The organism is Cryobacterium sp., assembly GCF_026786305.1.
Taxonomy (GTDB): Bacteria; Actinomycetota; Actinomycetes; order Actinomycetales; family Microbacteriaceae; genus Cryobacterium.
On the sequence record NZ_JAJAYI010000061.1, the window covers coordinates 23,785 to 48,174 of the forward strand.

Genomic DNA, 24,390 nt, shown 5'->3' on the forward strand with positions numbered 1-24,390 from the left:
ACGTGAACTTCAAGCGTTTCGGCCGCCCTGCGGTCATCGCCATTGCAGCAGGCCTCGCACTCTCGTCCTGTGCAGCAAACGAAGGTGGTGTCGCCAACACCGGCAACGATGCATCAGCCAGCACGCTCACCGGCACCCTCAACGGTTCCGGTGCGTCCTCCATGGCCGCCGCGCAGGAGGCCTGGGCCGCTGGATTCCAGACCGCCAACCCCGACGTCACCGTCAACTACGCACCCGATGGCTCGGGCGCCGGCCGCAAGGCCTTCTTCGCTGGCGGCGTTTCGTTCGCTGGTAGCGACTCCTACATGAGCACCGAAGAGCTCGCGGGCACCTTTGCCGCGTGTGCACCCGACACCAAAGCGGTTGACCTTCCGGTCTACATCTCGCCGATCGCGGTCATCTTCAACGTTGAGGGCGTCACCGATCTCAACGTCGACTCCAACACCCTCGCGAAGATCTTCAACGGCACCATCACCAGCTGGGATGACGCAGCACTCGTTGCACTGAACCCGGATGCAAGCCTGCCGTCCACCCCCATCACCGCCGTGCGCCGCTCAGACGACTCGGGAACCACCAAGAACTTCACCGACTACCTCGGCAAGACCGCGCCCGATGTGTGGACCAACGAAGCTTCTGACACCTTCCCGTTCACGGAGATCGAGGGCGCAAAGGGCACGTCCGGTGTCGTTGACGCTGTTACCAACGGTGTGGGTACCATCGGTTACGCCGACGCTTCGCAGGCCGGCGAGCTCGGTACCGCCAAGCTCAAGGTCGGCGAAAAATTCGTCGCGTACACCTCTGAGGCCGCTGCAGCAGTTGTTGCCGGTTCACCCCTGGTCGCCGACCGGGCTGTCGACGACCTCGCGCTCGACCTGAACCGTACGACCACCAACCCGGAGGAATACCCGCTGGTGCTGGTGAGCTACGCGATCGTCTGCAACGAGTACGCCGATGCCGCCCAGGGCAAACTCGTCAAGGCGTACATCGAGTACATCGCAAGCGCCGCAGGCCAGACCGTGGCCGAAAAAGCCGCCGGTGTTGCACCGCTGTCGAGCGAGCTTGAAGCCAACGTTGCGAGCGTGCTCGCGACCGTCAAATAACAACTCCACCCTGTCGCCCGATCCGGCATCCGCACTCATGCGGGTGCCGGGTCGGGCAGACTGGTGTTGGGCACCGTTTTTGCCCAGCCCCGATTTTCATCGTTTGACATCGCAGATGTTCCAGATCACTACCCAGGGAGACGCCCGGCATGTCGACTTCAATGGCCCCCCGGCCCATTAAGGCCAGGCAGCGACCGGGCGATCGAATCTTCTCGACGTCGACACTCGTCGCCGGCAGCCTCATCCTTGCGGTGCTGGCCGCAGTGGCCATCTTTTTGTTCGCTGAGAGTGTTCCAGCGTTCTTCGCCCCCGCCAATGCATTCACGGGGGACGTGACCAACTTCTGGTCCTACGTGACACCGTTCGTGTTCGGCACAATCTGGTCAGCCATTCTGGCCTTGATCATGGCTGTGCCGGTCGCCATTGGCATTGCCCTGTTCATCTCGCACTTCGCGCCCCGCAAGCTCGCCCAGGGCCTTGGCTACCTCATCGACCTGCTGGCCGCCGTTCCATCGGTCGTGTTCGGTCTCTGGGGCATCGGCGTACTGGCTCCCCTCGTGCAGCCGTTCTACACCAACATCGTCGACTGGTTCGGCTGGTTTCCGCTGTTCGCCGGCCCCGTTTCGGGCACCGGCCGTACCACCCTCACCGTCGCGATCGTGCTTGCCGTGATGATTCTGCCCATCATCACGGCCATCTGCCGCGAAATCTTTCTTCAGGCACCACTGCTGCACCAGGAGGCAGCACTCGCCCTGGGCGCGACACGCTGGGAGATGATCAAACTCGCGGTACTGCCCTTTGGCCTGCCCGGAATCATCTCGGCTTCGATGCTCGGCCTCGGCCGTGCCCTGGGCGAGACCATGGCTGTGGCCATGGTGCTCTCACCCAGCCCCGAGGTGGTCTTTGCGGTGCTGACCTCACAGAACTCGAACACCATCGCCGCCAACATCGCGCTGAACTTTCCAGAGTCAAGCGGCATCGGTGTCAACATTCTGCTCGCCACCGGCCTCGTGCTCTTCGTCGTGACACTCATCGTCAACATGATCGCGCGGGTCATCATCAATAGCCGCAAGGCATTCTCGGGAGCAAACTGATGGAATTCGTTCCCGCAGCCACGCCGCTCACCAACTCTTTGACCGCGGGCAAGCTGCCCCGACGCTCCCCGCTCTGGGTTCTGCTGGCGGGCTGGGCGGTGTCGGCCGCCTTCTTCACCATGCTTTTTCTGTCGGGAGCGGTCGACGGCTTCAACATTGTGGGCACGGTCGTGCTCGGCACCGTGCTGTACTGCGTGACCATCTACGTGCTCTCCCGCCAGGTCGAAGGCTCGCGAAAGGCGATGGACCGGTTGATGACGGCGCTCGTCACCGCCGCATTCGTCATCGCCCTGCTACCGCTCGTTTCGATCATCTACACGACCGCGGTCAACGGGCTTCCCGCGTTCCTCACGCCGACGTTCTTCACCGAGTCCCAGCGCAACGTGGTCGGCGCCGGTGGCGGTGTCCTGCACGCGGTCATGGGCACGCTCCTGGTCACCGGCGTGGCCACGCTCATCTCGGTGCCGATCGGCCTGCTCACGGCCATCTACCTCGTCGAATACGGCCGGGGCCGGCTCGCCCGCTCGATCACGTTCTTTGTCGACGTCATGACCGGCGTTCCCTCGATCGTCGCCGGATTGTTCGCGTTCGCCCTGTTCTCCCTGCTCTTTGACGACCCTGGCATCCGCTTTGGATTCGGCGGGTCGATCGCGCTGTCTGTGCTCATGATTCCGGTGGTGGTTCGGTCGAGCGAAGAGATGCTCAAGCTCGTGCCGAACGAGCTGCGCGAAGCAGCCTTCGCCCTCGGGGTACCGAAGTGGTTGACCATTCTTAAGGTTGTGCTGCCCACATCTGTCGCCGGCATCGTCACCGGAATCATGCTGTCAATCGCCCGCGTGATCGGCGAGACGGCTCCGTTGCTGATCATCGCCGGATTCACGGCGAGCATGAACTATGACATGTTCAACGATCGGATCATGACCCTGCCGGTTTTTGTGTACACGCAGTACGCCAACCAAGGCGCCGATTCGCAGGCGTACATCGATCGGGCCTGGGCGGCAGCCCTCACCCTGGTGCTGATCGTGATGCTGCTCAACGGCATCGCCCGCCTCATCGCCCACCTGTTCTCGCCCAAGTTCGGCCGCTAGCCTTCACTTCAGCTTCACAATTTTAGAAAGGGACTCATGTCCAAGCGCATCGAAGTTGCCGACCTCAACGTGTACTACAGCAACTTTCTGGCCGTCGAGGGTGTCAACCTCGTCATCGAGCCCCGCTCGGTGACGGCACTGATCGGGCCGAGTGGCTGCGGCAAGTCCACGTTCATTCGTACGCTCAACCGTATGCACGAGGTCATTCCCGGTGCCCGCGTCGAGGGTGAAGTGCTCATCGACGGCAACAACCTGTACGGTCCCGGTGTGGACCCGGTGCTCGTGCGCCGTCAGGTCGGCATGGTGTTTCAGCGCCCCAACCCGTTTCCGACCATGTCGATCCAGGACAACGTACTGGCCGGCGTGAAGCTCAACAACCGACGCATATCGAAAACGGATGCCGACGACCTCACCGAAAAGGCCCTCCGCGGCGCCAACCTGTGGAACGAGGTCAAGGATCGCCTCGCGCGCCCCGGCTCGGGCCTCTCGGGCGGGCAGCAGCAGCGACTCTGCATTGCCCGCGCCATTGCGGTCGAGCCCGACGTGATTCTGATGGACGAGCCGTGTTCGGCGCTCGACCCGATCTCGACACTGGCCATTGAGGACCTCATTGATGAGATGAAGAGCGACTACACGATCGTGATCGTGACGCACAACATGCAACAGGCCTCGCGCGTGTCGGACCGCACCGCGTTCTTCAACATTGCGGGCACCGGCAAGCCGGGCAGGCTCATCGAGTATGACGACACGACGACGATGTTCTCGAACCCGAGCGTGCAGGCGACCGAAGACTACGTGTCCGGGCGTTTCGGGTAGCGGTTCCGGCACGCTTGGGCGCGCCGTTCTTGGGCGCAGGCGGCTCAGTGCGCCAGGAGTGCGTCGCCGTGCGTGACGCGACCGGCCAGGAGCGTCGCTGCCACGGGCATCCGTTCGAAGGTGGCGTCGGAGACTGTGAGCGGGTCGCCGTCGAGCACGGCGAGGTCGGCCACGTCGCCGACGCGCAACCGGATGCGTCCGCGGGCTGAGGCGGCGAGTGCCTGGCCACGGGTGATGACCTGGTCGGGGCGCCAGGGTTCGCGGCCGTCACTGCGGGCCCGAGACGACGCGGCCGACATGGCCGTCCAGGGGTCGAGTGGCGCGACGGGGGCGTCGGATCCGAACGCGAGGGTGGCGCCGGCGTCGAGCAACGAGCGCAGCGCGAAGACGCGGTCGGCGCCGGCGGCCCACATCAGTTCCACCGCGTCCCGGTCGTCGAGCGCATGCTCCGGCTGCACGCTCGCGGTGACGCCGAGGCGGGCGAAGCGGGCGAAGTCCTCGGTCTGCAGAAACTGGGCGTGTTCGATGCGGCCGGTGACCTGCGCGCGATCGAAGGCGTTGAGCGCGACCGTGTTGGCCGCATCGCCGATGGCGTGCACCGCCGGCAACAGCCCGGATTCTTTGGCGGCGAGGAGAATCTCGGCCAGCTCGTCTTCACTCACGGTGAGTACGCCGTGCCCGCCGACCGGGTATTCCTCGACGCAGAATGCCGTGCGGGTGTTCAGTGAACCGTCGATGAGCAGCTTGAGCGGCCCGACCGTGAGCAGGCCGCGGGTGCCTCGGATGCGGTCGCCCGTGCGCATTCGCTCAGCACGGGCCCGGTCGAGATCGGCGAGGTAGATGCCGGCGTCGATTCGTAGGGCGTCGAATCCGTCGGTGATGCGGCGCTGCCAGACGTCGCGGTTCCAGGTCATTTCGAAGTCGACGACGCCGACGACGCCGCGGGCGGCTGCCCGCGTTCCGGCAGAGGCGGCCAGCGCGTCGACCGTGGTGTCCGGTAGCTGGCCGAGCGCGATTGTCAGGGCGAAGGCGGCTTGCTCGCGCAGCAGGCCGGTCGAATCGACCGGCACACCGAAGCGCCAGGCGGCCGCGCTGTTGAGCCAGACACAGTGCAGGTCGTGACTGATCAGGGCGGTCGGATGCCCCTGCGTCACCTCATCGAGATCGCGTAGGCTTGGCGCGTCGGCCCAGATCGCATCGCGAAATCTGACTCCGATCAGCGGGCTCGTTCCCGCGGCTGCTGTGATCTGCGCGCGCACGAGTTCGAGCGCCTCGCGCGCCGATGCGGCCACGGAGAGGTCGAATCGGCCGCCGGCGAGCGCCCACTGGGTGGCGTGCACGTGTTCGTCCCAGAGCCCGGGGATGAGGGTGCGGCCGTCGAGGTCGACGTGGGGGGCATCCGTTGGTACCGGGCCGGCGGGTGCGATCTGCGTGATGACGCCGTCGGTGATCTGCACGTCGGAGACGGTGGTGTCGCCGGGCTGCGTGACAGAACACAGAACGAGATCGGGCATGGTACGTCTTTCGATCGAGGGCCGGCACGAGTAGCCGCCGCCCCAGCAACCCTACAACCGCGTGGAGTCGTCGGCCCGTCGGCCAGCATTGCTCGCTGGCGGGTTCGGCGAGCTGAACGGACGGATTGGGCACGGCCCACAGGTGTTCGATTCGCTCACGGCACTCCTTCGAAAAGCGCGCACGTGTCAGAACGAGTGCCGCGAGCGATAACCAGCCACCAGACGGGCCCGGCCGGTGCGCCGTGAGCAGGTCGCCACCCACCAGCGGCTGGTTGAAGAATCGATTGCGCTGCGCGCCGGACGGCGCGTGGCACGTGAGAAAGGTTTGCCTGACGCGCCCGGACACGGTCGTGCTGACCCGGCGGAGGGCGGCCACCGTGCGCTCGGCCTGCACGCTGGTGGCGGGCCGTACGACGATGAAAATGCAGATGACGCGTTGCTCGGGCTAGAGGTACGCCCGATCAGCGGGACGGGCCAGCGACCAAAGGCTGCCGTGCCAGGTGCAGCCCGAGGGTGACAACGCGCGCCGCAAGGCCGCCGGGCTCCTCAGCCAGCGCCCGTACCTTGAGCGCCTGCTGAAGCACTGCCCCCCTGCGGTCGAAAAGGGCGATCCAGATATCGGCCACCGTATAACACAGCGAGATCGAGCCCGTGGCACTGGTCACCGACCATCCCGCGGCGAGCGCCGCAATGTGGCGTGCGCCGGGAAGGCCCGCACACACGGCGGTCATGGTCTGCGCCACCAGAATTCGATTTCTGAGGGTGTTCTCGTTGCCCATCACCGGGTCGGGGTAAACCGTCGTACCGCACGCTCCGCACATTTTCTGGTTCCTACCTGACTGATGGTCCGAGTTACTGCATCACGTCGCCGGAGTTCGGCCCGAGGGTCTGCCCCACATACAGGTTTCCTCCCGGCTCGCTCGCGAGCAGTAGCGCTGTGGGGGCAACTTCCGCTGCACTGCCGAATCGTCCGAGCGGCAGTTCAGCCCGCTTGGCGATCTTCCATTCTTCGGAGATGCCCTGCACGAGCGGGGTCTCTATCGGGCCGGGAGCGATGCTGTTGACGAGCACGTTGTCGCTGGCAACTTCAAGCGCCAGCGATTTCGTCAAGGCCACGACCCCGGCCTTGGCCGCTGAATAGTGGCTCAGTCCGGTGCCACCCTTGATGGCGAGCTGGGAGGCGATATTGATGATGCGGCCCCATTTCTGTTGGCGCATCTCCCCCACCACCTCCCGGCAGCACAGGAACACCCCGGTGAGGTCGACCGACAAGGTCTCGTTCCACATCGCGAGCGTCATGTCCTGCAGCCGTGACTCGGTGAGCAGCCCCGCACTGTTCACCAGAATGTCAATGGTGCCGAGCCGTTGGCGAGCAGTTCCGAAGGCCGCGCGCACGCTGTCTTCCTGCGACACGTCGACGCTGATCGCGTCTATGCCGGTGCCCGCGCGATCGAGTACCACCACGCGGTCGCCGTTAGCGACAAACGCTTCGGCGATCGCCCGTCCGATTCCACTACTGCCGCCGGTAACGACGACTCCGCGGCCGGTCGCCGCGCGATGTTGCTCGATCATTTCTGTTCCCGTCCTACGCTCGCATCTTCACGGTGAGTCCGCCGTCAACGATGAGGGATTGCCCGGTGACGTAACCGGCCTGCGAGGAGGTGAGGAACGCGATGACGCTGGCCACTTCGGCCGGTGTACCCACGCGACCCCAGGGAATGTCATTGCCGGCCCGGGCGAGGCCGTCAGGTCCAAGTGAATTCACCGGGTCGAGTGACTGAGGGGTTTCGATGAGTCCGGGAATCACCGCATTGGCGCGGATGCCCCGTGGCCCGAGTTCAACAGCCACACTGCGAATCAGACCGAGCACACCGGCTTTCGCCGCCGCGTAGTGGGCGTGACCCTCCCACCCGTATACCGCGCCGGCGATCGAGGAGACCGCCACCATGGCACCACCCTCAGTCATACGTACGGCTCCGGCGCGCAGTGTGCGCAGCACACCGGTGAGGTCGACATCGAGCATGTCGGTCCAACGGGTATCCGTCATCTCGGCGAGCGATGAATTACGCAGGATCCCCGCATTGGCGACGGCGTAGTCAAGGCGCCCGTACTCGTCGACCGCTCGTTGGGCGAAAGCGTCGACGGATGCCGTGCTTCGCACGTCAACCTCGTGCACGACGGCTTGGCCACCGACGGCGTGCACCAGCCGCAGTGTTTCTTGCGGGTCGTGTGGGTCGCCCGGAAAAGTGCCGACGATACTGCGCACTCCCGCCCCGGCGTAGTGCACGGCGAGAGCCCGGCCGATGCCGCTAGCGGCTCCGGTGATTATGGCGACGCGAGGCTCAAGCATGCTGGGCTTTCAGCTCGGTTTCCGGCTGGATAGCAAGGGGAGCTTCTGCCATGGGCTTGGCGGCGAACATCAGCACACCTGAAATAAGGGTGCCGAGGGCGCCGACCCAGAGCGCGGCGGTTCCCGTGTTGGATCCGGCGGCGACGGCGGTAAATAGCGCGCCGCCGACAACGATTCCGGGCTGGCTCATCGCGCCGATGAACGCCGTGCCGGTGGCGCGACAGCTCACCGGGTAGCACTCGGCCATGAAGTACTGGATAGCCGCGTACGGGCCCACCAGGAAGAAGAGACCAGCACCAAAGCTCGCGACGATGGTCACGGGGCTGTCGGCGAGGGGACTCAACATAATGGTGAAGGCGACCGATGCGAGGATCCAACCGCTGATGATGGTGCGCTTACGACCGATCTTGTCACCGAGCCACCCGTGAAACACGTAGCCGAAGTAGGCGAGAGCGTTGATGATAATGAGCATCCAGAAGGCATCGGAGAGTTCCACACCCTTGGCATTCTTGAGTACGGAGCTTCCCAAAATGCTGAAGATCATGATGCCCATGAAGTTGAAGATCCAAGCGAGCGAGAACACGATCGTGTTGCGGCGCAGCTTCGGCCCCCAGATGAGCTTGAGCGGTGCGGTCGACGAGTGCTCGACGCCGTACGACCCGGCGAGCAGGTGGGCTTCTTCGGTGCGCCCGGCCTTGTCGAGTCGGGTGAGTTCACTGTGGAGTTCGAACTGGGGAGTTTCCTTGAGCTTGCGTGCGATGGCCCACACAATGAGTGCTGCGGGGATGGTGGCCATCAGATACAGGGCACGCCAGCCGAAGGTCGGGAGAAAAGCCAAGGCAAGCGCACTCGCGAGCAGGAAGCCCAATGGCCAGCCGCCCTGAATAAAGGAGTAGCTGAAGCCCGGGCGCTTGCGCTTCTTCTCGTCTTCCGTGACCTGGTACACCTCGTTCATGTAGGTCGCGTTGACGGCCTGTTCGGAGAAACCCAGACCCCCAAAGGATCGCACGATCACGAGCAACCCACTGCTCAGGAAAGCCATCCCAGTGGGGATGATTGCCGTGAGACCGGAAACGATTGCCGTGCCACCGACGGTGACCATCATGCCCTTGCGTCGCCCGAGGCGGTCGATGACCGGGCCGACGCCAAAGCAGACGATCGCGGTTCCGACTGCGATCCAGGTATTGATCGCGTAGGCTTCCGGCGCGGTCCAGCCGAAGGATTCCTGCATGGCAGGTAGGAGCGTGCCGAACAAGCCGTAGTCAAAGACGGCAACGGTCCAGGCCAGGAGCGCAAGAATCGTGGCGGTGCGGGTCTGCTTGACGGTGAACGAGGGAAAACGACGTTTCTCGTTGACGGTCGGCGCCGTGAGATCGAGGGTGGGGGATTTCAGTTTCATGCGGAGGTGACCTTTCGGGGGGAGCGGGCGAGAAACGAATCTGCAATCTGGTCGAAGGTGTTCCAGCTGACTCCTGCATAGGAGTTGAAATGCTCGATGAGGCGCTCAAGCATGAGGAGCACCTGCGGGCGTCCGGAGACGTCGGGGTGGATCGTCATCGTGAAGACGGCCTGATCCATTTCGCGGTAGACCCAGTCAAACTGGTCTTTCCACATTTGCTCGATGTCGCGAGGATTCACGAAACCGTGCGAGTTCGGGGCGGCCTTGATGAACATCATGGGTGGCAGGTCATCGAGGTACCAGTTGGCGGGAATCTCCACGAGGTCGGTCGGGGTGCCGCGCACGAGCGGCTCCATCCAGGTCTGGGCGTTCTGGGCGTAGTCGATCTTTTTCCAGCTGTCACCGACGCGCACGTAGTACGGCTCGAAGTCCTTGTGCATGAGCGAGTGGTCGTACTTGATGCCGCGTTCGAGCAAAATTTCGTTCGTCACCGACGAGAACTCCCACCACGGGGCGACATACCCCGTGGGGCGGCGTCCCGAGACGTTTTCGATCAGTTCGATGGATCGGTCAAGGATTGTGGTCTCCTGTTCGCGGGTCATCGCGATCGGGTTCTCATGGGAGTAGCCGTGCACGCCGATCTCGTGGCCTGCCGCAACGATCATGCGGGTGAGCTCGGGAAAAGTCTCGATGGAGTGACCCGGAACGAACCACGTGGCGGGCAAGTCGTACTTGTCGAACAGGCGGATGAGACGAGGACCACCGACCTCGCCGCTGAACATGCCGCGGGAGATGTCGCACGGGGAGTCTTCGCCGCCGTAGGAGCCGAGCATGCCGGCGACGGCGTCGACGTCCACTCCAAATGCGACCTGGATATCTTTTTTCATGACCGTGCCTTTCGTTGAACTAGCAAATTTGTGCGGACTTGGTGTTTGCTGCCCCATACAGGGCAAAGGCGTGGGCGATCTCGTCATGGTCGTGGTCGAGGTGCAACAGCAGGCTGAGCAGAATCATCGATTGCGAGGGCCGCAGGAAGCCAGCGGGGAGCGCGCCGGCCGCGACGAGGTCTCGTCCTCCGCCGGCGCCGTAAACCGGGATGACCGGGCCGGCACTCACCCGAGTGCTCGTCACAACGACGGTGCCGCGCGCAGTGGCCGCGGCGACGGCGGAGCACAGGGCGGGGTTGGCGTTGCCGCTGCCCGTCGCTTGCAACACGATTCCGCTGGCCCCGGCAGAAACGGATGCCCGCAGCAAGATTCCGTCAGCCCCCGGGTAGGCAGACACCACGTCGACGCGCTTGGCCTCGCGGAGAGGGCGGAGAGGAAGGGGAAGCGGGGGCATCCGCTGTTCATGGCGGGTGATAACGACATCACCGGTCGCGGTCAAAAAACCGACCACACCAAAGTCTGGGTTGGTGAAAGCATCCAGCGCGAAGGTCTGTGCCTTACGCACACCGCGTGCGGGAAATATCTCGCCGGCGAAAACGATCAGCGCTCCCAAGCCCGCTGCCGCGGGTGATCCCGCGACCGCGATTGCATCGGCGAGGTTGCCGGGACCGTCGGGTTCAGCGGCGTCGGCGGATTTCTGCGCCCCGGTGAAGACCACCGGGCTCACGTCGTCGTGGGTGAGATCGGCCAGGTAGGCGGTCTCTTCCATCGTGTCAGTGCCGTGAGTGACGACCACCCCTCGCACCGATGGATCGGAGAGGGCGATCTTGATCTGCGCGCAGATCGCGATCATGTCGACGAGCGTGAGCAGGTATGACCCCTCGCAGACGACGTCAACGACCCGCACGGGGTAGGCCGGAGCTGCGGCCAAACCACGGAGAACTTGCGCCCCTCCGTCGGCGGCGACCGCGGCACCGTCTTCAGCTGAGCGGGCTCGCGACGAGATAGTTCCCCCGGTCGCCAGCAACACCACGTGGGTACCGGCACGATCTGTCATTTTTTCTCCGAAGGTCGATACCCAAACGATTGGGTTCTTGATGTAAGAGTAATTACCCAATGTTTCGGCCGACTGCACGCTTCGTTGCGGGTAAGTATCGTTTGCTACCCAATCGTTTGGGTAGTGAGGTGTTCAAACTATAGAATGGGATCAACGGGCCCGTCAAGCTTCGTATCCGGTTTTCTCGGATAATTGAAACTGGAGACAGCGAAATGACAGACATCAGACCGGGGTCCGTCACCCTGAAAGACCTGGCCGCCGAACTTGGCCTACACCCGTCGACCGTGTCGCGGATCCTGCATGGGAAAGCCGACGCGGCGCGGGGCGCCGCCGCGCCGGCTACGGCTCAACGCGTGCGTGACCTGGCCAAGAAGGTGGGGTACTCCCCCGATCCCCAAGCCACGAGCCTGCGCACACGGCGCACACACCTTCTCGGAGTCATCGTTCCGCGGCTTTCCGACCTCGTGCTTGCGGTCATGTACGAAGGCATCGACGAGGCAGCAGACGACGCCAACTACTCCACGTTCGTCATGAACTCCCGTGACGATACAGCGATACAGCGGCGCAAGATGGAGATCATGCTCTCTCGGCGGGTAGACGGACTCATCATCGGTGACGCGCATCTCGACGGCGACATTCTCACTGACCTCACCGAACGCAAAGTGCCTTTCGTGCTCATGAATCGCGCCGTGCCCGGTTTTGCATCAGCCACCTGCGATGACACCCTCGGTGGGGCGCTGGTGGCGCAGCACCTGTGGGACCAGGGCCACCGCGTTGTTTCCGTCATCGCCGGTGAACCCTATGCCAGCACTGCGGTCGATCGAACGCACGGCTTCGTCTCCCGGTTTCGCGCGCTCGGGGGCACGATCCCCGAGAGCGCCATCGTGTGGTCGCGCTTCGACACAACGGGCGGGCGTACCGCAGCAGATGGCATTCTTCGCGACGAAGATCGTCGACCCAGTGCGATCTTCGCGGTCAACGACTTCGCGGCCATCGGTGCCATGGGAGCGGCAAATTCTCACGGGTTACTCGTGGGCCGGGATGTGGCAATTGTTGGGTTCAATGACACGTCTCTGGCCGCGCAACTTCCCATCGCACTGTCGTCAGTGAGGTCGCCGATGCTTGACATCGGCCGAGTCGCCGTGAAGCTGCTCCTCCGGGTGATAAACGGAGACGCCGTAGAGTCGGTTCAACTCACTCCTGTCCTGTGCGTGCGGGACAGCAGTGATTTTGCGTGGGCGGCGTCGTAGGAATAGACGAAGGAATAGTCGAAAGAGTAAACGACGCGATGCTCCTCCGGGATGCGACACAACAAGGCTGAGCCTTCGTGGTACTCGAGCTGTTCGGGCTTGCCGATTCCCGACAGGGAACACGGCGTGCGGTCATGATGAGTGCGTTGACGCGCTTCAGTGCGGCCCTGTCGGTGGATCGGCAATCGTCCCAGCCGTCCGATGTGAAGGTGAGGGCGAACACCGGAGGTGCTCGTCATCATCCACAACGTCGTGCGGGGTGGCGAGACGGTCCTGCACTGCCTCAACGCGGCGGGAGGGCCGTCACGGTTCGGTAACGAGGTGTTTCACGGGGCATCCGCCATACTGCGGAGGCTACGGGTTTGGGGGCGGGGGCTACTGGCCGGAGACGGTGAGGGTGGCCCGGGGCCGGGTAGCCTCGATCAGGAGGGCGTTCTTGCCGTCGACGGACTCGGCCCAGGCCAGCGCGGCCTCGGGGCTCCGCCCGTGGCGTTCGTGCCGATCGACCAGGCGGCGAAGGCGCTCATGCTCGCTGGTCTCGCAGAACCAGGACTCGGCGAGCAGGGTAGAGATCTGCAGCCATGGCTCGGAGTCGGCGAGCAGATAGTTTCCCTCGACCATGACCACGCGTGCACTCGGCTGCACGGCGATCTCAGCCGCGATGCCCTCGTCAACCCGGCGGTCGAAGCTCGGTGCGTAGACGGTGTGGTTGTATTCGGTGAGGAGACGGCGGAGGAGAGCGAGGAATCCCCAGCCGTCGAAGGTGTCAATGGCCCCCTTGCGATCGTGCCGGCCCAGCCGATCGAGGGTGGCGTTGGCGAGGTGGTGGCCGTCCATCGGCAGGTGCACGGCGCAGTCGTCGCTGCCGACCAGCTCGTTGATTCTCGCCGCGACCTGGATGGCGAGGGTCGTTTTACCCGCGCCCGGGCTGCCTGCGATGCCGACCAGGATGCGCCCGTTCTCGGGCATGAGCGCGATGACGCGGCGAGCCAGCTCGGTCAATTGAGCGGATTCCAGCGGTGTGGCCGTGGCAGCAGGGTCAGTGTTCGGCATGAGTCGACTCCAGAGCGGTGGCGAGGTAGGTGTGGCGTGGGCTGTGAGCGCGGAGGGGTCGTTCCAGAGGTTGCGCCAGATGACCCGATCATTCAGGAGGGCGGTCGAGACGATCGCCGAGGAGAAGGGCTCGAAGGTGTTCAAGCCCCGGTCGTTGATGTCGGCGGGCGGCAGAGGTCTTTTCCCGCTCAATGAGGGTCGTTGCTGTGCCGGGATGACGGTCTCGGCAAGCTCGACCAGCGGATGGTGGCGACTCGCAGGCTCATCAACGCGGGGGTGGCGTGGGCGTGTGTTCGTTTTTTTGTGGGGGCAAATCGGGTCAGGGGCCGGTGGGGGGCCAGATGCCGTCGCATCCGTCTTGCTGACAAGAGAATTGCCAGGCCTCACCGTCGGGCACGATCTGCATGGGTATGAGGCATCGGGGGCAGTTGGGCGAGCGCACCTCGGGTGGAACAGTGCTCGCCAGCTCGGCCTCGGAGTAGGGCGGACCGAAGTAGAGCTGCGTGCACGCGAAGTTCGCGCAGCCATAGTCGTACCCCGTACCGTGCCAGGTCACCTCCATGGCCTCGCCGCACTCGGCGCACATGCGCGGCTGATCCACGTCTTTCTTCTGAAAGACCCACGCGACGTTGTCGTCCATGGGCTGAGACTAGTCCCCGAGGCGAAAAACGTGTCGAGGTATTACGGATCTGTGGAGAATGGAGCCGCGCGGGCCGGGCTGCGCCGGGCGGACGCGGGGCGGTGGATGCGGAGCGGTGCATTCGGGGCGGTGCATTCGGAGCGGTGCATTCGGGGCGGTGCATTCGGAGCGGTGCATGCGCCCTGGACGACGCGGGCAAACGGATGCGCACAACCTCGAGCAGCGCGTCCTAGAGCCACGTGCGGCCGGCGTCGGTGGAGCGGAGGGTGGCATCGCCGATCCAGAGCCAGAGGGTGCCGTCGGCGGAAGCGACGGCGATGTTCCCGGCCAGCGTGGCGGGGGCGTCGGCGGTGACGTAGCACCCGGCGGTCGCGGCGGTCAGATCGGCGGCGGCGTCTCCCGCAGTTTCGCCGGCAGTTTCGCCGGCAATTTCTCCGGCGGGGTCGATGCTGAGGTCGATGACGCTCAGGCCGAGGCAGGTGGCCGGGTCGGCGGTGGCAGCGGGCGTGGCGGTCTGCTCGGCGCTGCTGGTGGCAGCTCCGGCGGCCATCGCGATGTAGCCCCCGGTGGTCGCCGTGAGGGTGAGCGCTCCGGGAACGGTGAGCGGCGCTGACCAGGAGGCGGCGGCATCCGTTGTGGCGAAAACTCGTGCGTCAGCGCAGAGAACAGCGGCGGCGTCGGCATCGGCGTCGGCGAACCCGGGCGCAAGGGCGACAACCGTGTCGCACGGGGCTGGGTGGAATCCGTCGGGGCCGTGCAGCTCGGAGCGGTCGACGGGGTCGACGTACCACGCGGTGTCGAGCTCGTCGTCGGCGGAGGAGTAGTTGTCACCGCCCACGAAGGTGCGCACGACCTGGGCTGAACAGTCGGACTCGGAGAATCCGAGGAACTGGGCGACCGAACCGTTGGTCGCGGCGATGCTCTGCAACGCGGTTACCTCGGTGGGGCCGTTGGCGTCGGTCGTGGTCCAGGTGGCGCCGGCGTCGGTGCTGACCTCGGGCGCGGCGAGCGGGTCGGGGCAGATTCCGGTGACGGCCCGCCAGGCGACGGTTGACGACACCGCCGAGAGGATGCGCGTGGCCGGCACTGGACTGACGGCGGCCGCCGCCGAGGCGGTCGGGCTGGGCGTGGGGGTCGCGCTGGGAGCGAGAATCGCGCGCGGCGTTGCGGCCGGGAGGCCGGTGTCGGCCCGGGTCGACGTGAGTGCGGTGGTGACCAGGTAGGCGTCACAAACGAGGAACAACCCGACGGCAAGATAGACCCAGATGCGGCGGCGCGAGGCATCGCGCGTGGTCGATCGGCGAAAACGGCGCATATCAGTGCTGACGCAAGGCTGGGGCCAGGGCCGCCGCGATGGTCGTGACCGACTCGTCGATGATCGCGGCGACGCCGGTGTAGACGGCCGCGGACTGCCGGTACGGGTCGTCGATATCGTCACGGGTGGGTGGATTCGGCGACGGGTGAAGGCCGCGCGTGGCAGCGATCGACGCGACGAAAGCCGAGAAAGCGGATGCCTGTGGCCGTGGTGCTGAGGCGGGTACATCCACTCGCGGGGCCCACCCCATGACACCGGGCCCCTGTTTTATCGTGGCCCCGCTTTCCGGACCCGGGCCCGGACGGTTCGGGGCGGGATTCTCAAGGCCCCCCGGGTCGGCGATGGCGCCCACCAGACGGGCGAACTGGTTGAGGGTGAAGGTATAGCGGGTGGCTTTCGGAAGCAGGGTGACCACCTCCCGGCGATGGTCTCGCGTGGCCGTGAGGATGAGGTCGGCGGCGCCCACGAGGTGCTCGGTCAGCTGCCGGGCCGCGTGCTCGGTGGAGTGGGCACCATGCGTGAGCGAAAGCGCGGCGGCCTCGGCCGTCATGGGGCTCGCCACCATGGCTCGGGTACCAGCGCTCTGCACGTCGGCTTGGAGGCCGAGCGCCTCCAAACGAGCTCGCAATAGCTGTTCGGCGAGCGGAGACCGGCAAATGTTGCCGGTGCAGACCAAGAGAATTCGGGGAACGCTCATGCTCGGGCTCTCGATCGACGAAAGAAGGACGGGGGGACCATTCCAGGTTCGGTCGTGAGGTCACCGTAGGTGTGACCATAGCCGTATTGCCCGTAGTGACCGTAGCCGTAGGCATCCGGTCCCTTGGTGTGCAGCATGGTGAGCACCAGGCCGCTAATGGGCGCGCCAACGCTGTGCAGGGCTGCAATGGCCCCCTTGAGCTGGTTCTTCTGGGTACGCCCGGCGGCGACGATGAGAATGGCACCGCCGACACTCTTGGCGAGAATCGCGGCATCCGTTACGGGCAGCAGGGGCGGCGAGTCGAATATGACGACATCGAAGGTTCGGTTGAACTCCTCGATGAGCGTGGCCATGCCGACTGATCCGAGCAGCTCGCTCGGGTTCGGCGGAATGTGGCCGGCGGGGAGCACAAACAGCTGTCCGCGGCCCCACGGTTGAATGACGTCGCTGAGGTCAGCCCGCCCGATGAGAACGTCGGTGAGACCGACGCCACCCTCAATATTCATGTACTCGGCGACTTTCGGGCGACGCAGGTCGGCGTCCACGAGCAGCACGCGTGCGCCGGAATCGGCCAGAGCAATAGCGAGATTGGCGCTCGTCGTGCTCTTGCCCTCGCTCCCGATGGACGATGTCACGACGAACGAACGGTCAGGGCGGCCCGGATCGAGGTACTGCAGGTTCGTGCGCAGGGTACGAAACGATTCGGCTCGTGGGCTGCGCGGATCAGCGTGCACGATGAGGGGGCGGTCGGTCGCTTTCGGATCGAACACGATGCCGCCGATGACCGGCATATCGGTAACCTGTTCCACGTCGCGCTGACTGCGAATGCGGGTGTCGAACGTTTCGCCCAGCACGGCCAACCCCACGCCGAGAGCCAACCCGACGAGCGCGCCGAGCGCGATGTTGAGCGGAACGTTCGGGCTCACCGGCTCGATTGGCACGCTGGCCACCTGCACGCGGGTGAGCTTGACCGGCGCGGCCGCGTTCGCGTCGTCGGGCTGCTCGATCTCCTGCACGCTCTCCGTGAGGCTCTGCGACACCGCATTGGCGATATCGGCCGCACGAACTGGATCAGCGTCGGTGACGGTGATATCAATAATCGACGTGTCAAGCGGTGCGGAGACCGAGATCGCCTCGGCGAGGTCGGCTGGCGTCGTGTCGAGCTTCAGGCTCTCAATGACCGGCAGCAGCACGAGCGGAGTGGTCGCGAGACCGGAATAGGTCTTTACCCTGGCGACCGTAAAGCTGTTGCCCTGCACCAGATCAGAGGTGGTGCCGCTTGATTGCGTCGACACGAATACCTTGGAAATGGCACTGAAAGCAGGCGTTTGCATGATCGAGAAGACGGATGCTGCGGCGACGGCCACGAGCGTCAACGCCACGATATGGAGCCAACCCTTACGCAGGATGCGAATGTAGTCGCGGAGTTCCACGTAGCGACCTTTCGTTGCGGTACATAACTGTCCACCCGTAGCTTCCCACAGATCGGTGGCCACGTCGCCCAGTGTCTACCCCGTAATCAGGGGACTGAGCATAAACTAGGCGTGCTGTTTGGTTGCCGACCGGCGGCGCACCAGCACGAGGGCCAGTCCCAGCACGAGCATTGCCGCCACGACGTAGAGCAGGAGCACCGGCACCCCAAAGCCGGCCGAAGGCAAGCTGGCCGCGCCATCTGCCGCAACGACGGTGATGGTAGCCGTACCCACATTCTGGGAGCTCAGGCCGGTGGCGGTGAGCGTGTACGAACCGGTGGCATCGGCTGGCAGCCTCACGATCAGATCAAGCGCGCCGAGGCGGGTCGCTGATCGCACCACACCGACGGTGGCTGCCTGCACTACGCCAAACGTCACGGGGCCCTCGCCGGAGACAGCCACGGAGACGCGTTCCGCGTTCTCGAACGCACCGTCGTCGAACTCGACGCTGACCTCGCCGCCCGCCTGCGGGTCACCACTGACCGAGATGAGGTCGGCGGCAACATAGCCCGTGGCATGCGCGGCGACCGGCAGCGCCAGCACAGCGACTCCGGCAATGGCGAGTGTGGCGAAAAATTTCTTGAGCAAAGTGTGGATCCCCCGAGGTCTGGCGCAATGAGCCCGCTGCGACAAGCTCTAACAACCCAAGTCTAGTTGCGTGGCCGCGTGCAGCGCGATCAGCGGCGTACTGCGCAGTTCGAGGGCACCGGTGAAGGCCTGCGCCCCGAGCCAGCTGAAGCGCAGCACAGCGCTCTCCCCCGGGGCGAGTTCGATGCCGATCGAACTCACCGGGTAGGTCGCGTCGGTGGCCGGGTGATAGGGAACGGTGGCTCCGTCGCGGGTGACGCCGAGATTCTGCACGCCGGGGGGGCCGTAAGCGGACAGCACGGTCTTGATGGTGCCGAGGGGCACCCCAAAGGCCCCTCCGCCGGTGACGTAGGCTGGCAGGCTCGTGGCGGCATCCGCTGGAGCAGTGTTGGTGAGGGTGACCTCGACCGAGTATTGCGGGCGCAGGTCTCTGCGACAGGTCTGCTGGCCGATGGCTGTCTGCACGTCGAGGTAGAGGTCCATCTTGGCACCGGTGCCGTCGTTCAAATAGAGGCCGAAGCGGTTCGTGGTGCTGTCACTGGCCGGGCGTGCTCCGACGAGGGTGGTGTCGGCGAGAACGGCCTGCTCGGACTCGGCGGCGTTCCAGACCAACACCCGGTTTTCGGCTCCGGCCCGGGCGAGCGCGGCGATGAGTTTGGTCGGGTCGGCGCGGCCGCTCTTGACGGCGTCGAACACGGCCCCTGCGGCTGCAGCGAAGAAGGCATCTTGCTCGCGCGGCACCTCGTAGCGCGCGTAGACGTCGCGCAGCAGCAGGTGCACGGCGTTGTCGGATGTGAGCTCGTCGCCCGTGGCGAGGGTGATCGGGCCGGTGGCATCGAGCAGATAGCTCAGCGCGACCGGATCGACCGACAGCACGCCGTCTGCCACGACACCGAATTCGAGGCGCCACATTTCACGGGCAAGGGCGCCGCTCTGCGCGAAGTCGGGCGTCATGGTGACGTTTTGAATGAACTGGCCGGTGATGTCACCGTAGATGCTGCGGATCTCATCGCCGAGAGGCAGCACGGGAGCCGGGTATTCGCGAAACGAGCTGGAGCTGGCCTGCTGGGTGAGCTCGATGCTGCCGGCATCGGTGTGCAGCAGGGCCAGGGCACCCGGGATGCCGCCGGTGGAGCGCAGTTCAGCCGGATTTTGAAAGAGCAGAATGTAATTGCGCGGTGTGTCAGCACCGAGCATGGCCGGAAGAAGGGTGACCGCGCGGTTCAATCCGTCGAGAGTGACCGCGGTGTCAACCGTGACAGTCTGCAACTTCGTGACGGCGCTGCGAACAACCTCAAGCACGTCGCCGGTCTCAATATCGCTGACATTCGCCGCCGCCCGCGACAGCGCGGCATCCGCCGCGGCGACCGGCGGTTGCGCGTCGATGAGGGGCTGCAGGGCGATCTTTCCGTCGACCGGTTTGAAATCGTTCAGGTTGAGGTTGCCGGCGAGTGCGGTCAGCGGCGTCACGGCGTTCTTGGCCACATCGTCGACCACCGCGGCGAGCTCGCGCACGGCTTGCAGGTTCGGACCGAGAAAGGGAACCAGTTCGAAGGTGCGCCACACCGGATCGCTCGTGCGCGCTCGGGCCGTCTCGGCATAGTCAGCAAGTTCGACCGCGGTCGTTGCCGCGGCGGCGGTGTCGCCGGCCACGATCTGCTCTTTGATGGTGCCGGCGAGCGGCACGGCAGTCTGTAGGGCGTCCCGGGCCTGCAACCCACGAATCCCCACCCAGGCGGTAGCAGCGATCAGGACGACCAGCACCCCGAGTACGACCAGCCCGGCGATCGTGCGCGATCGTTTCGGGGGTGCGGCGTGCGGGCGGGAAGTTGACATTGCCCTATTCAAGCAGAGCGTGGCAGCGTGGCAGCGTGTCAGCGTGTCAGCGTGTCAGCGTGTCAGCGTGTCAGCGCTTGGCGCGCGCGCCGCGGGTGCGTTCCGGCACTGCCGTGGGAACGAGTGCCGGAACGGTGGTCTCGCCGTAACCATCGCCGTACCCATAGTGCCCATACCCGTAGGCGTCGGGCCCCTTGGTCGGCAGCATGGTGAGCACGAGGCCGGAAATCGGCGCCCCCACGTTGTCGAGCGCGGCGATTGCGCCCTTGAGCTGGTTTTTGTGGGTGCGACCGGCGGCCACCACGATGAGCGCGCCACCCACATTCTTGGCGAGAATGGCGGCATCCGTTACCGGCAGCAGCGGCGGCGAGTCAAAGATGACGACGTCGAAAGCCCGGTTGAACTCGGTGATGAGCTGGGTCATGCGCGTGGAGCCGAGCAGCTCGCTCGGGTTCGGCGGCACGTGACCGGCCGGTAACACGAAAAGCTGGCCCGTGCCCCACGGCTGAATGACATCGGCCGGATCGGCCCGGCCGATGAGCACGTCGGTGAGGCCGACCGACCCCTCAAGGTCCATATAATCGGCGAGCTTGGGGCGGCGCAGGTCGGCGTCGACGAGCAGAACGCGCGAGCCGGCATCAGCCAGGGCAATGGCGAGGTTGGCTCCGGTCGTGCTTTTTCCCTCGCTCTCAATCGACGAGGTGATGACGAAGGAGCGGTCGGTGCGGCCCACATCGAGATACTGCAGGTTGGTGCGTAGCGTACGAAACGACTCGGCGCGGGGGCTGCGCGGGTCAACGTGCACGATCAGAGGTCGGTCCTTGGCTTTCGGATCGAACACGATGCCGCCGAGAATGGGCAACTCGGTGAGCTGTTCGACATCGTGGGTGTTGCGAATGCGTGTTTCGAGCGTTTCACGCAGCACCGCGAGACCCACGCCGAGCGCGAGGCCCACGAGGGCCCCGAGAGCGATGTTGAGCGGCACGTTCGGGCTGACCGGAATGGTCGGCACGATGGCTTCCTGCGCACGGGTCAGTTTGACCGGCGAGGCCGCATCGGTGGAGACCGGGGTTTCAATGTCTTCGACGATGAGGGTGAGGCTGGCCGAGACGGCATTGGCCGTGTCAGCGGCGCGCACGGGATCGGTGTCGGTGACGGTGATGTCGATGATCGACGTATCGAGGGGGGCAGAGGCGGCAACCTTGAGGGCGAGTTCATCGGCCGTGATGCCGAGGTTCAGGGTGGCCACGACCGGCAGCAGCACGATGGGAGTCGTGACGAGCGCGGAATAGGTCTTCACCCGGGCCACGGAGAAATTGTTGCCCTGGGCCAGGTCAGACGTGGACCCACTCGACTGGGTCGACACGAAGACCTTCGACGTTGCACTGTATTTTGGCGTCTGCACAATGGAATAGGCGGATGCCGCACCCACGGCCACGAGGGTGAACATGACAATGAGCACCCAGCTCTTGCGCAGTATGCGAATGTAGTCGCGAAGTTCCATTCGACGGCGTTCCCTTCAGGTGTTCCGGGGAGATTCAGCCGGTGCGCGTCGCGCTTTTTCAACCGCACGATCGTGCGTCTCCCCTCATCTGAGGGTAGCGAACTTTAGCCGCACACTCTGACCGTGCACCCGACGTGGGTATATGAGTAGTTTTATGGAATGGGCATTACTGCAGATGTGACGGAACCGGCGAGGATTCGACCGCACGACGTCGGTTCAGCCCTCGCGCCGGCCACGCTCGGCGTCACCGTGGCGATGGCGCTCATCGTCGTCGTGGGGTCACTAACCTTTGCCGACGGCCGATTGGCGCTACTGCTCGGCTACCTGTGCGTGTGGGTGCCGCTGCTCGGTTCCCTCGTAGTAGCTGGCGGGCGCCCCGAAGCGGGGTTCTGGCTGGGTTTCCTCAGGTTGTCCGTGCGGCCGATAGACCTGATCTGGGGGCTCGGCGTGGGACTTGTGGCCCGCACGGCGGCGAGCCTGATCGAGATCTGGGGCTACGGCAGCATCGGCTCGGCCGGCGTTCGCCTCGGGGAGACCGTCTATGACGGCTGGTGGCTGTTCGGAGCACTTCTCGCGCCCGTGCTGCTCGCTCCGCTCGTGGAAGAGGTTTTCTTTCGTGGCCTGGTGCTGCGTGCGGTGCATGACCAGGCGGCAGCCCACGGCGCAAAGTGGGCAGCAGCCCCGGTAGCCGTCGGCGTGAGCGGGCTGACCTTCGCGCTCATGCACCTCATGGCACTCGATCTCGGCAGCACGGCGACCGTGGCGGTTGTCGCTGGCTCGACCCTGATCTTTGGCCTGGCCGCGGCATGGCTGTCACTGGCAACCGGCCGAATCGGCGGGGCGATCATCGCGCACGTAACGTTCAATGCGCTCGTGATTGTGCCGACGCTGTTCTAACCGGGTGCAGCCGAGCCGAGTGCCCCCTGATTTGGGGATGTGAACAAGCTCACTGACTGAGCGAATTTTTTCAATCGGTTCACTAGTATCAGCACGACCAGCATTTAATCGGCTTTTGAACAAGTGTGCAATACCCGAGGTTTTCTGCGATAAGGCCCCTAAGCCAGCCGTAGTGCCGTGCGAACGATGAGGCGAAACATGGGCAGGTTCACCTACGACTCCAATCTGACGGCCGACTTCGATGACCGCATTTTGGCGCATATCCAGCTCGTGATCGGCGCGAAACTGCGCCGCGGCGAATCGTTCTATTTCTCATGGCGTGACGACCCGCTCGCCGGAGGGGGCCGCAGCACGGTTTGGCTGCATCCCGGCATCTCCCTGGCCTACAAATATTTCGGCAGCAGAGTACCCACGCTCAACCGGGACTGGGTCGAAGCGCTGTCGCTCTCCGCGAACTCGACCATCGGGTTGCAGCTCGTTGCCGAACCGCAGAACAACGTTCCCTAACCGAGCGAATGGGTACCGCCTGCCAGAGTGTCGGCCGGCCGGCCGCCGGGCGGGCTGGCGGGCTGGTGGGCTGGCGGGCTGGCGGGCTGGCGAAGCAGCGCGACCTCCTGGTGCCGTTCAGGTGACGGACCACGTGTCTGCCTGTTTCATCGGGCACGATGGCACAGCAAACGCCCCGACACCACAGGGCGATCGAGGCGTTTGGTCGAGCGGCCAAGGGCTACTCGGAGGACTTATTTACGCGGCAGTGTGCTGGCGGCGAACCGAGATGCGCACGAGCACGAGTGCAACACCGAGCACGAGGATGCCAGCGGCGCCCCAGATGATGAGCACCGGAACGTTATAGCCGGTCGACGGGAGGCCGGTGCTGGTTCCGGCGTCTGCGGCGATGATGTCAAGGATCGCGGTGTACGTGGCCGAGGCAGCAGTAGCGGTGACCGTGTACTTGCCGGTTGCATTTTCAGGAATGGCAACCCTGAGCGACGCAGAACCGTTGGCAGCGGCGTTCTTGGTGAGCGAGGTGGTGGCAGCGGTCTTGACGACGCTGAGTGTGGCGGCCTGCGATCCCGTGACGGAGTACGTCACGCTTTCGTTTGCCGTGAAGGCACCTGCGGCGAAGGCGACGACGGCAGTTTCGCCGGCAACGGGCGCAGCCTGAATGCTCACGAGGGCGGTGTTCGACACATAGTCGGCGGCGATAGCGGCCGGTGCGAACGCGAAGACGGCAAAAACGGCCAGTGCGGCCGTGGCTAGACTTTTCTTGAACAAAGTGAGGTTCCCCCTGGATGATGGTTGGTTGCTACGTCGAATTCAACGTTCCCGGCACATCGTCGTGAAATACCTAGGCGACTTTCACGTTAGCGCCCCGTTGGTGCAATACACACGCGGTTTCAGCCAGCGCCCCCGCAAAACGCCGATACCCCACCCGAAGTGGGGGTGTTTTCTACAGAAAACGCGCTCAGATTTGCCGCACTGTGCCAGCACTGGCGATGAGTGGCCGTCGGCGTACGGAGGCGTCATTCGGGGTGGTCTTCACGATATTCGTGGCGAGTGCGGGTCACCGCGTCGGTGCTGGTGAACCGTTCGAGAGAGGGGCGAGCCATGGCCTCAAAGCGCGCAACCTGCAGCTATCGTTCCGACGTGGTCGCGCCGGTCTGAGCCACGAAAGTCTCCTGTTGGGACCGATCGCGATAGAGGTCGCTGAGATTACGCGAGGAAGACTGCAGGCCCACGGAGAACAGTGTTCCGGCCAGAGGGGTGACCGCGTGGCGGCTCATCAGCACAGCGAATTGGCCGTGGCGACGGTGACCGTCGGGATGCCCGAAA

Annotated in this window: 25 protein-coding genes; 7 read left to right on the plus strand and 18 right to left on the minus strand. The window is 64.8% G+C overall.

Annotated elements, in window-relative coordinates:
- Positions 1 to 2: 2 nt before the first annotated feature.
- The 4 genes from pstS (at position 3) to pstB (ending at position 4,098) form a co-directional block, all read left to right on the plus strand.
- Positions 3 to 1,100, plus strand: coding sequence for a phosphate ABC transporter substrate-binding protein PstS (pstS, locus tag LH475_RS06335; RefSeq protein ID WP_196844812.1), 1,098 nt, complete (start codon positions 3 to 5; stop codon positions 1,098 to 1,100).
- A gap of 149 nt (positions 1,101 to 1,249) precedes the next feature.
- Complete coding sequence (pstC, locus tag LH475_RS06340; protein ID WP_196844813.1) at positions 1,250 to 2,194, plus strand: phosphate ABC transporter permease subunit PstC; 945 nt, start codon at positions 1,250 to 1,252, stop codon at positions 2,192 to 2,194.
- The gene (pstA, locus tag LH475_RS06345; protein ID WP_196844814.1) at positions 2,194 to 3,282 is read left to right on the plus strand and encodes a phosphate ABC transporter permease PstA; all 1,089 of its coding nucleotides are present in this window, start codon (positions 2,194 to 2,196) and stop codon (positions 3,280 to 3,282) included. Before pstC ends, pstA begins: the two co-directional genes overlap by 1 nt.
- Before the next feature lie 36 nt (positions 3,283 to 3,318).
- On the plus strand, positions 3,319 to 4,098 hold the full coding sequence (gene pstB / locus LH475_RS06350) for a phosphate ABC transporter ATP-binding protein PstB (RefSeq protein WP_196844815.1): 780 nt from the start codon (positions 3,319 to 3,321) through the stop codon (positions 4,096 to 4,098).
- 44 nt (positions 4,099 to 4,142) lie between these two features.
- Here pstB and LH475_RS06355 read toward each other — a convergent pair whose 3' ends face one another.
- The 7 genes from LH475_RS06355 to LH475_RS06385 all read right to left on the minus strand — a co-directional run bounded on the left by LH475_RS06355 (position 4,143) and on the right by LH475_RS06385 (position 11,305).
- Positions 4,143 to 5,612, minus strand: a complete 1,470-nt coding sequence (locus tag LH475_RS06355; protein WP_297413135.1) for an amidohydrolase family protein — start codon at positions 5,610 to 5,612, stop codon at positions 4,143 to 4,145.
- 461 nt (positions 5,613 to 6,073) lie between these two features.
- Entirely contained in the window at positions 6,074 to 6,394 is a 321-nt protein-coding gene (locus LH475_RS06360; protein ID WP_196844817.1) for a hypothetical protein, read from the minus strand.
- Between the two features lie 70 nt (positions 6,395 to 6,464).
- On the minus strand, positions 6,465 to 7,184 hold the full coding sequence (locus LH475_RS06365; RefSeq protein WP_297413136.1) for an SDR family NAD(P)-dependent oxidoreductase: 720 nt from the start codon (positions 7,182 to 7,184) through the stop codon (positions 6,465 to 6,467).
- A 13-nt stretch (positions 7,185 to 7,197) separates the two neighbouring features.
- A complete protein-coding gene (locus LH475_RS06370; RefSeq protein ID WP_196844819.1) occupies positions 7,198 to 7,962 on the minus strand; it encodes an SDR family oxidoreductase in 765 nt (254 codons plus the stop codon).
- Positions 7,955 to 9,361 carry an MFS transporter gene (locus LH475_RS06375; RefSeq protein WP_196844820.1) on the minus strand — a complete coding sequence of 469 codons (1,407 nt, stop codon included), beginning with the start codon at positions 9,359 to 9,361 and terminating at the stop codon, positions 7,955 to 7,957. The genes LH475_RS06370 and LH475_RS06375 overlap by 8 nt, the downstream gene beginning before the upstream one ends.
- Entirely contained in the window at positions 9,358 to 10,248 is an 891-nt protein-coding gene (locus LH475_RS06380; RefSeq protein ID WP_196844821.1) for a polysaccharide deacetylase, read from the minus strand. Before LH475_RS06380 ends, LH475_RS06375 begins: the two co-directional genes overlap by 4 nt.
- A 19-nt stretch (positions 10,249 to 10,267) precedes the next feature.
- Positions 10,268 to 11,305 carry an asparaginase gene (locus LH475_RS06385; protein WP_297413137.1) on the minus strand — a complete coding sequence of 346 codons (1,038 nt, stop codon included), beginning with the start codon at positions 11,303 to 11,305 and terminating at the stop codon, positions 10,268 to 10,270.
- A 212-nt stretch (positions 11,306 to 11,517) separates the two neighbouring features.
- Here LH475_RS06385 and LH475_RS06390 point away from each other — a divergent pair, with 212 nt between their 5' ends.
- Entirely contained in the window at positions 11,518 to 12,555 is a 1,038-nt protein-coding gene (locus LH475_RS06390) for a substrate-binding domain-containing protein (RefSeq protein WP_196844822.1), read from the plus strand.
- On the opposite strand, the gene LH475_RS06395 is transcribed toward LH475_RS06390, so the two are convergent.
- The 9 genes from LH475_RS06395 to LH475_RS06435 form a co-directional block, all read right to left on the minus strand.
- A complete protein-coding gene (locus tag LH475_RS06395) occupies positions 12,495 to 12,797 on the minus strand; it encodes a type II toxin-antitoxin system YoeB family toxin (RefSeq protein ID WP_327012187.1) in 303 nt (100 codons plus the stop codon). The genes LH475_RS06390 and LH475_RS06395 overlap by 61 nt on opposite strands.
- A 133-nt stretch (positions 12,798 to 12,930) precedes the next feature.
- A complete protein-coding gene (locus LH475_RS06400) occupies positions 12,931 to 13,800 on the minus strand; it encodes a nucleoside/nucleotide kinase family protein (RefSeq protein ID WP_297413138.1) in 870 nt (289 codons plus the stop codon).
- A gap of 127 nt (positions 13,801 to 13,927) precedes the next feature.
- The gene (locus LH475_RS06405; RefSeq protein WP_196844823.1) at positions 13,928 to 14,248 is read right to left on the minus strand and encodes a hypothetical protein; all 321 of its coding nucleotides are present in this window, start codon (positions 14,246 to 14,248) and stop codon (positions 13,928 to 13,930) included.
- A gap of 229 nt (positions 14,249 to 14,477) precedes the next feature.
- Positions 14,478 to 15,563 carry a hypothetical protein gene (locus LH475_RS06410; protein WP_297413139.1) on the minus strand — a complete coding sequence of 362 codons (1,086 nt, stop codon included), beginning with the start codon at positions 15,561 to 15,563 and terminating at the stop codon, positions 14,478 to 14,480.
- Position 15,564: 1 nt separating this feature from the next.
- The gene (locus LH475_RS06415; protein WP_196844825.1) at positions 15,565 to 16,260 is read right to left on the minus strand and encodes a low molecular weight phosphatase family protein; all 696 of its coding nucleotides are present in this window, start codon (positions 16,258 to 16,260) and stop codon (positions 15,565 to 15,567) included.
- Entirely contained in the window at positions 16,257 to 17,693 is a 1,437-nt protein-coding gene (locus tag LH475_RS06420; protein ID WP_196844826.1) for a polysaccharide biosynthesis tyrosine autokinase, read from the minus strand. The genes LH475_RS06415 and LH475_RS06420 overlap by 4 nt, the downstream gene beginning before the upstream one ends.
- A 105-nt stretch (positions 17,694 to 17,798) precedes the next feature.
- Positions 17,799 to 18,320: a hypothetical protein gene (locus tag LH475_RS06425; protein WP_196844827.1), complete on the minus strand. Its 522-nt coding sequence runs from the start codon at positions 18,318 to 18,320 to the stop codon at positions 17,799 to 17,801.
- A 48-nt stretch (positions 18,321 to 18,368) separates the two neighbouring features.
- Complete coding sequence (locus tag LH475_RS06430; RefSeq protein ID WP_297413140.1) at positions 18,369 to 20,156, minus strand: DUF4012 domain-containing protein; 1,788 nt, start codon at positions 20,154 to 20,156, stop codon at positions 18,369 to 18,371.
- Positions 20,157 to 20,226: 70 nt separating this feature from the next.
- The gene (locus LH475_RS06435) at positions 20,227 to 21,660 is read right to left on the minus strand and encodes a polysaccharide biosynthesis tyrosine autokinase (RefSeq protein ID WP_196844829.1); all 1,434 of its coding nucleotides are present in this window, start codon (positions 21,658 to 21,660) and stop codon (positions 20,227 to 20,229) included.
- Between the two features lie 159 nt (positions 21,661 to 21,819).
- On the opposite strand from LH475_RS06435, the gene LH475_RS06440 reads away from it, so the two are divergent.
- Both LH475_RS06440 and LH475_RS06445 read left to right on the plus strand, forming a co-directional pair.
- Entirely contained in the window at positions 21,820 to 22,557 is a 738-nt protein-coding gene (locus LH475_RS06440; protein ID WP_297413141.1) for a CPBP family intramembrane glutamic endopeptidase, read from the plus strand.
- 198 nt (positions 22,558 to 22,755) lie between these two features.
- Positions 22,756 to 23,064 (plus strand): ATP-dependent DNA ligase, encoded by a 309-nt coding sequence (locus LH475_RS06445; RefSeq protein WP_196844831.1) that lies wholly within the window; start codon positions 22,756 to 22,758, stop codon positions 23,062 to 23,064.
- A 237-nt stretch (positions 23,065 to 23,301) separates the two neighbouring features.
- Here LH475_RS06445 and LH475_RS06450 read toward each other — a convergent pair whose 3' ends face one another.
- Both LH475_RS06450 and LH475_RS06455 read right to left on the minus strand, forming a co-directional pair.
- Positions 23,302 to 23,832, minus strand: coding sequence for a hypothetical protein (locus tag LH475_RS06450; RefSeq protein WP_196844832.1), 531 nt, complete (start codon positions 23,830 to 23,832; stop codon positions 23,302 to 23,304).
- Between the two features lie 359 nt (positions 23,833 to 24,191).
- Complete coding sequence (locus LH475_RS06455) at positions 24,192 to 24,341, minus strand: hypothetical protein (RefSeq protein ID WP_196844833.1); 150 nt, start codon at positions 24,339 to 24,341, stop codon at positions 24,192 to 24,194.
- Between the last annotated feature and the right edge of the window lie 49 nt (positions 24,342 to 24,390).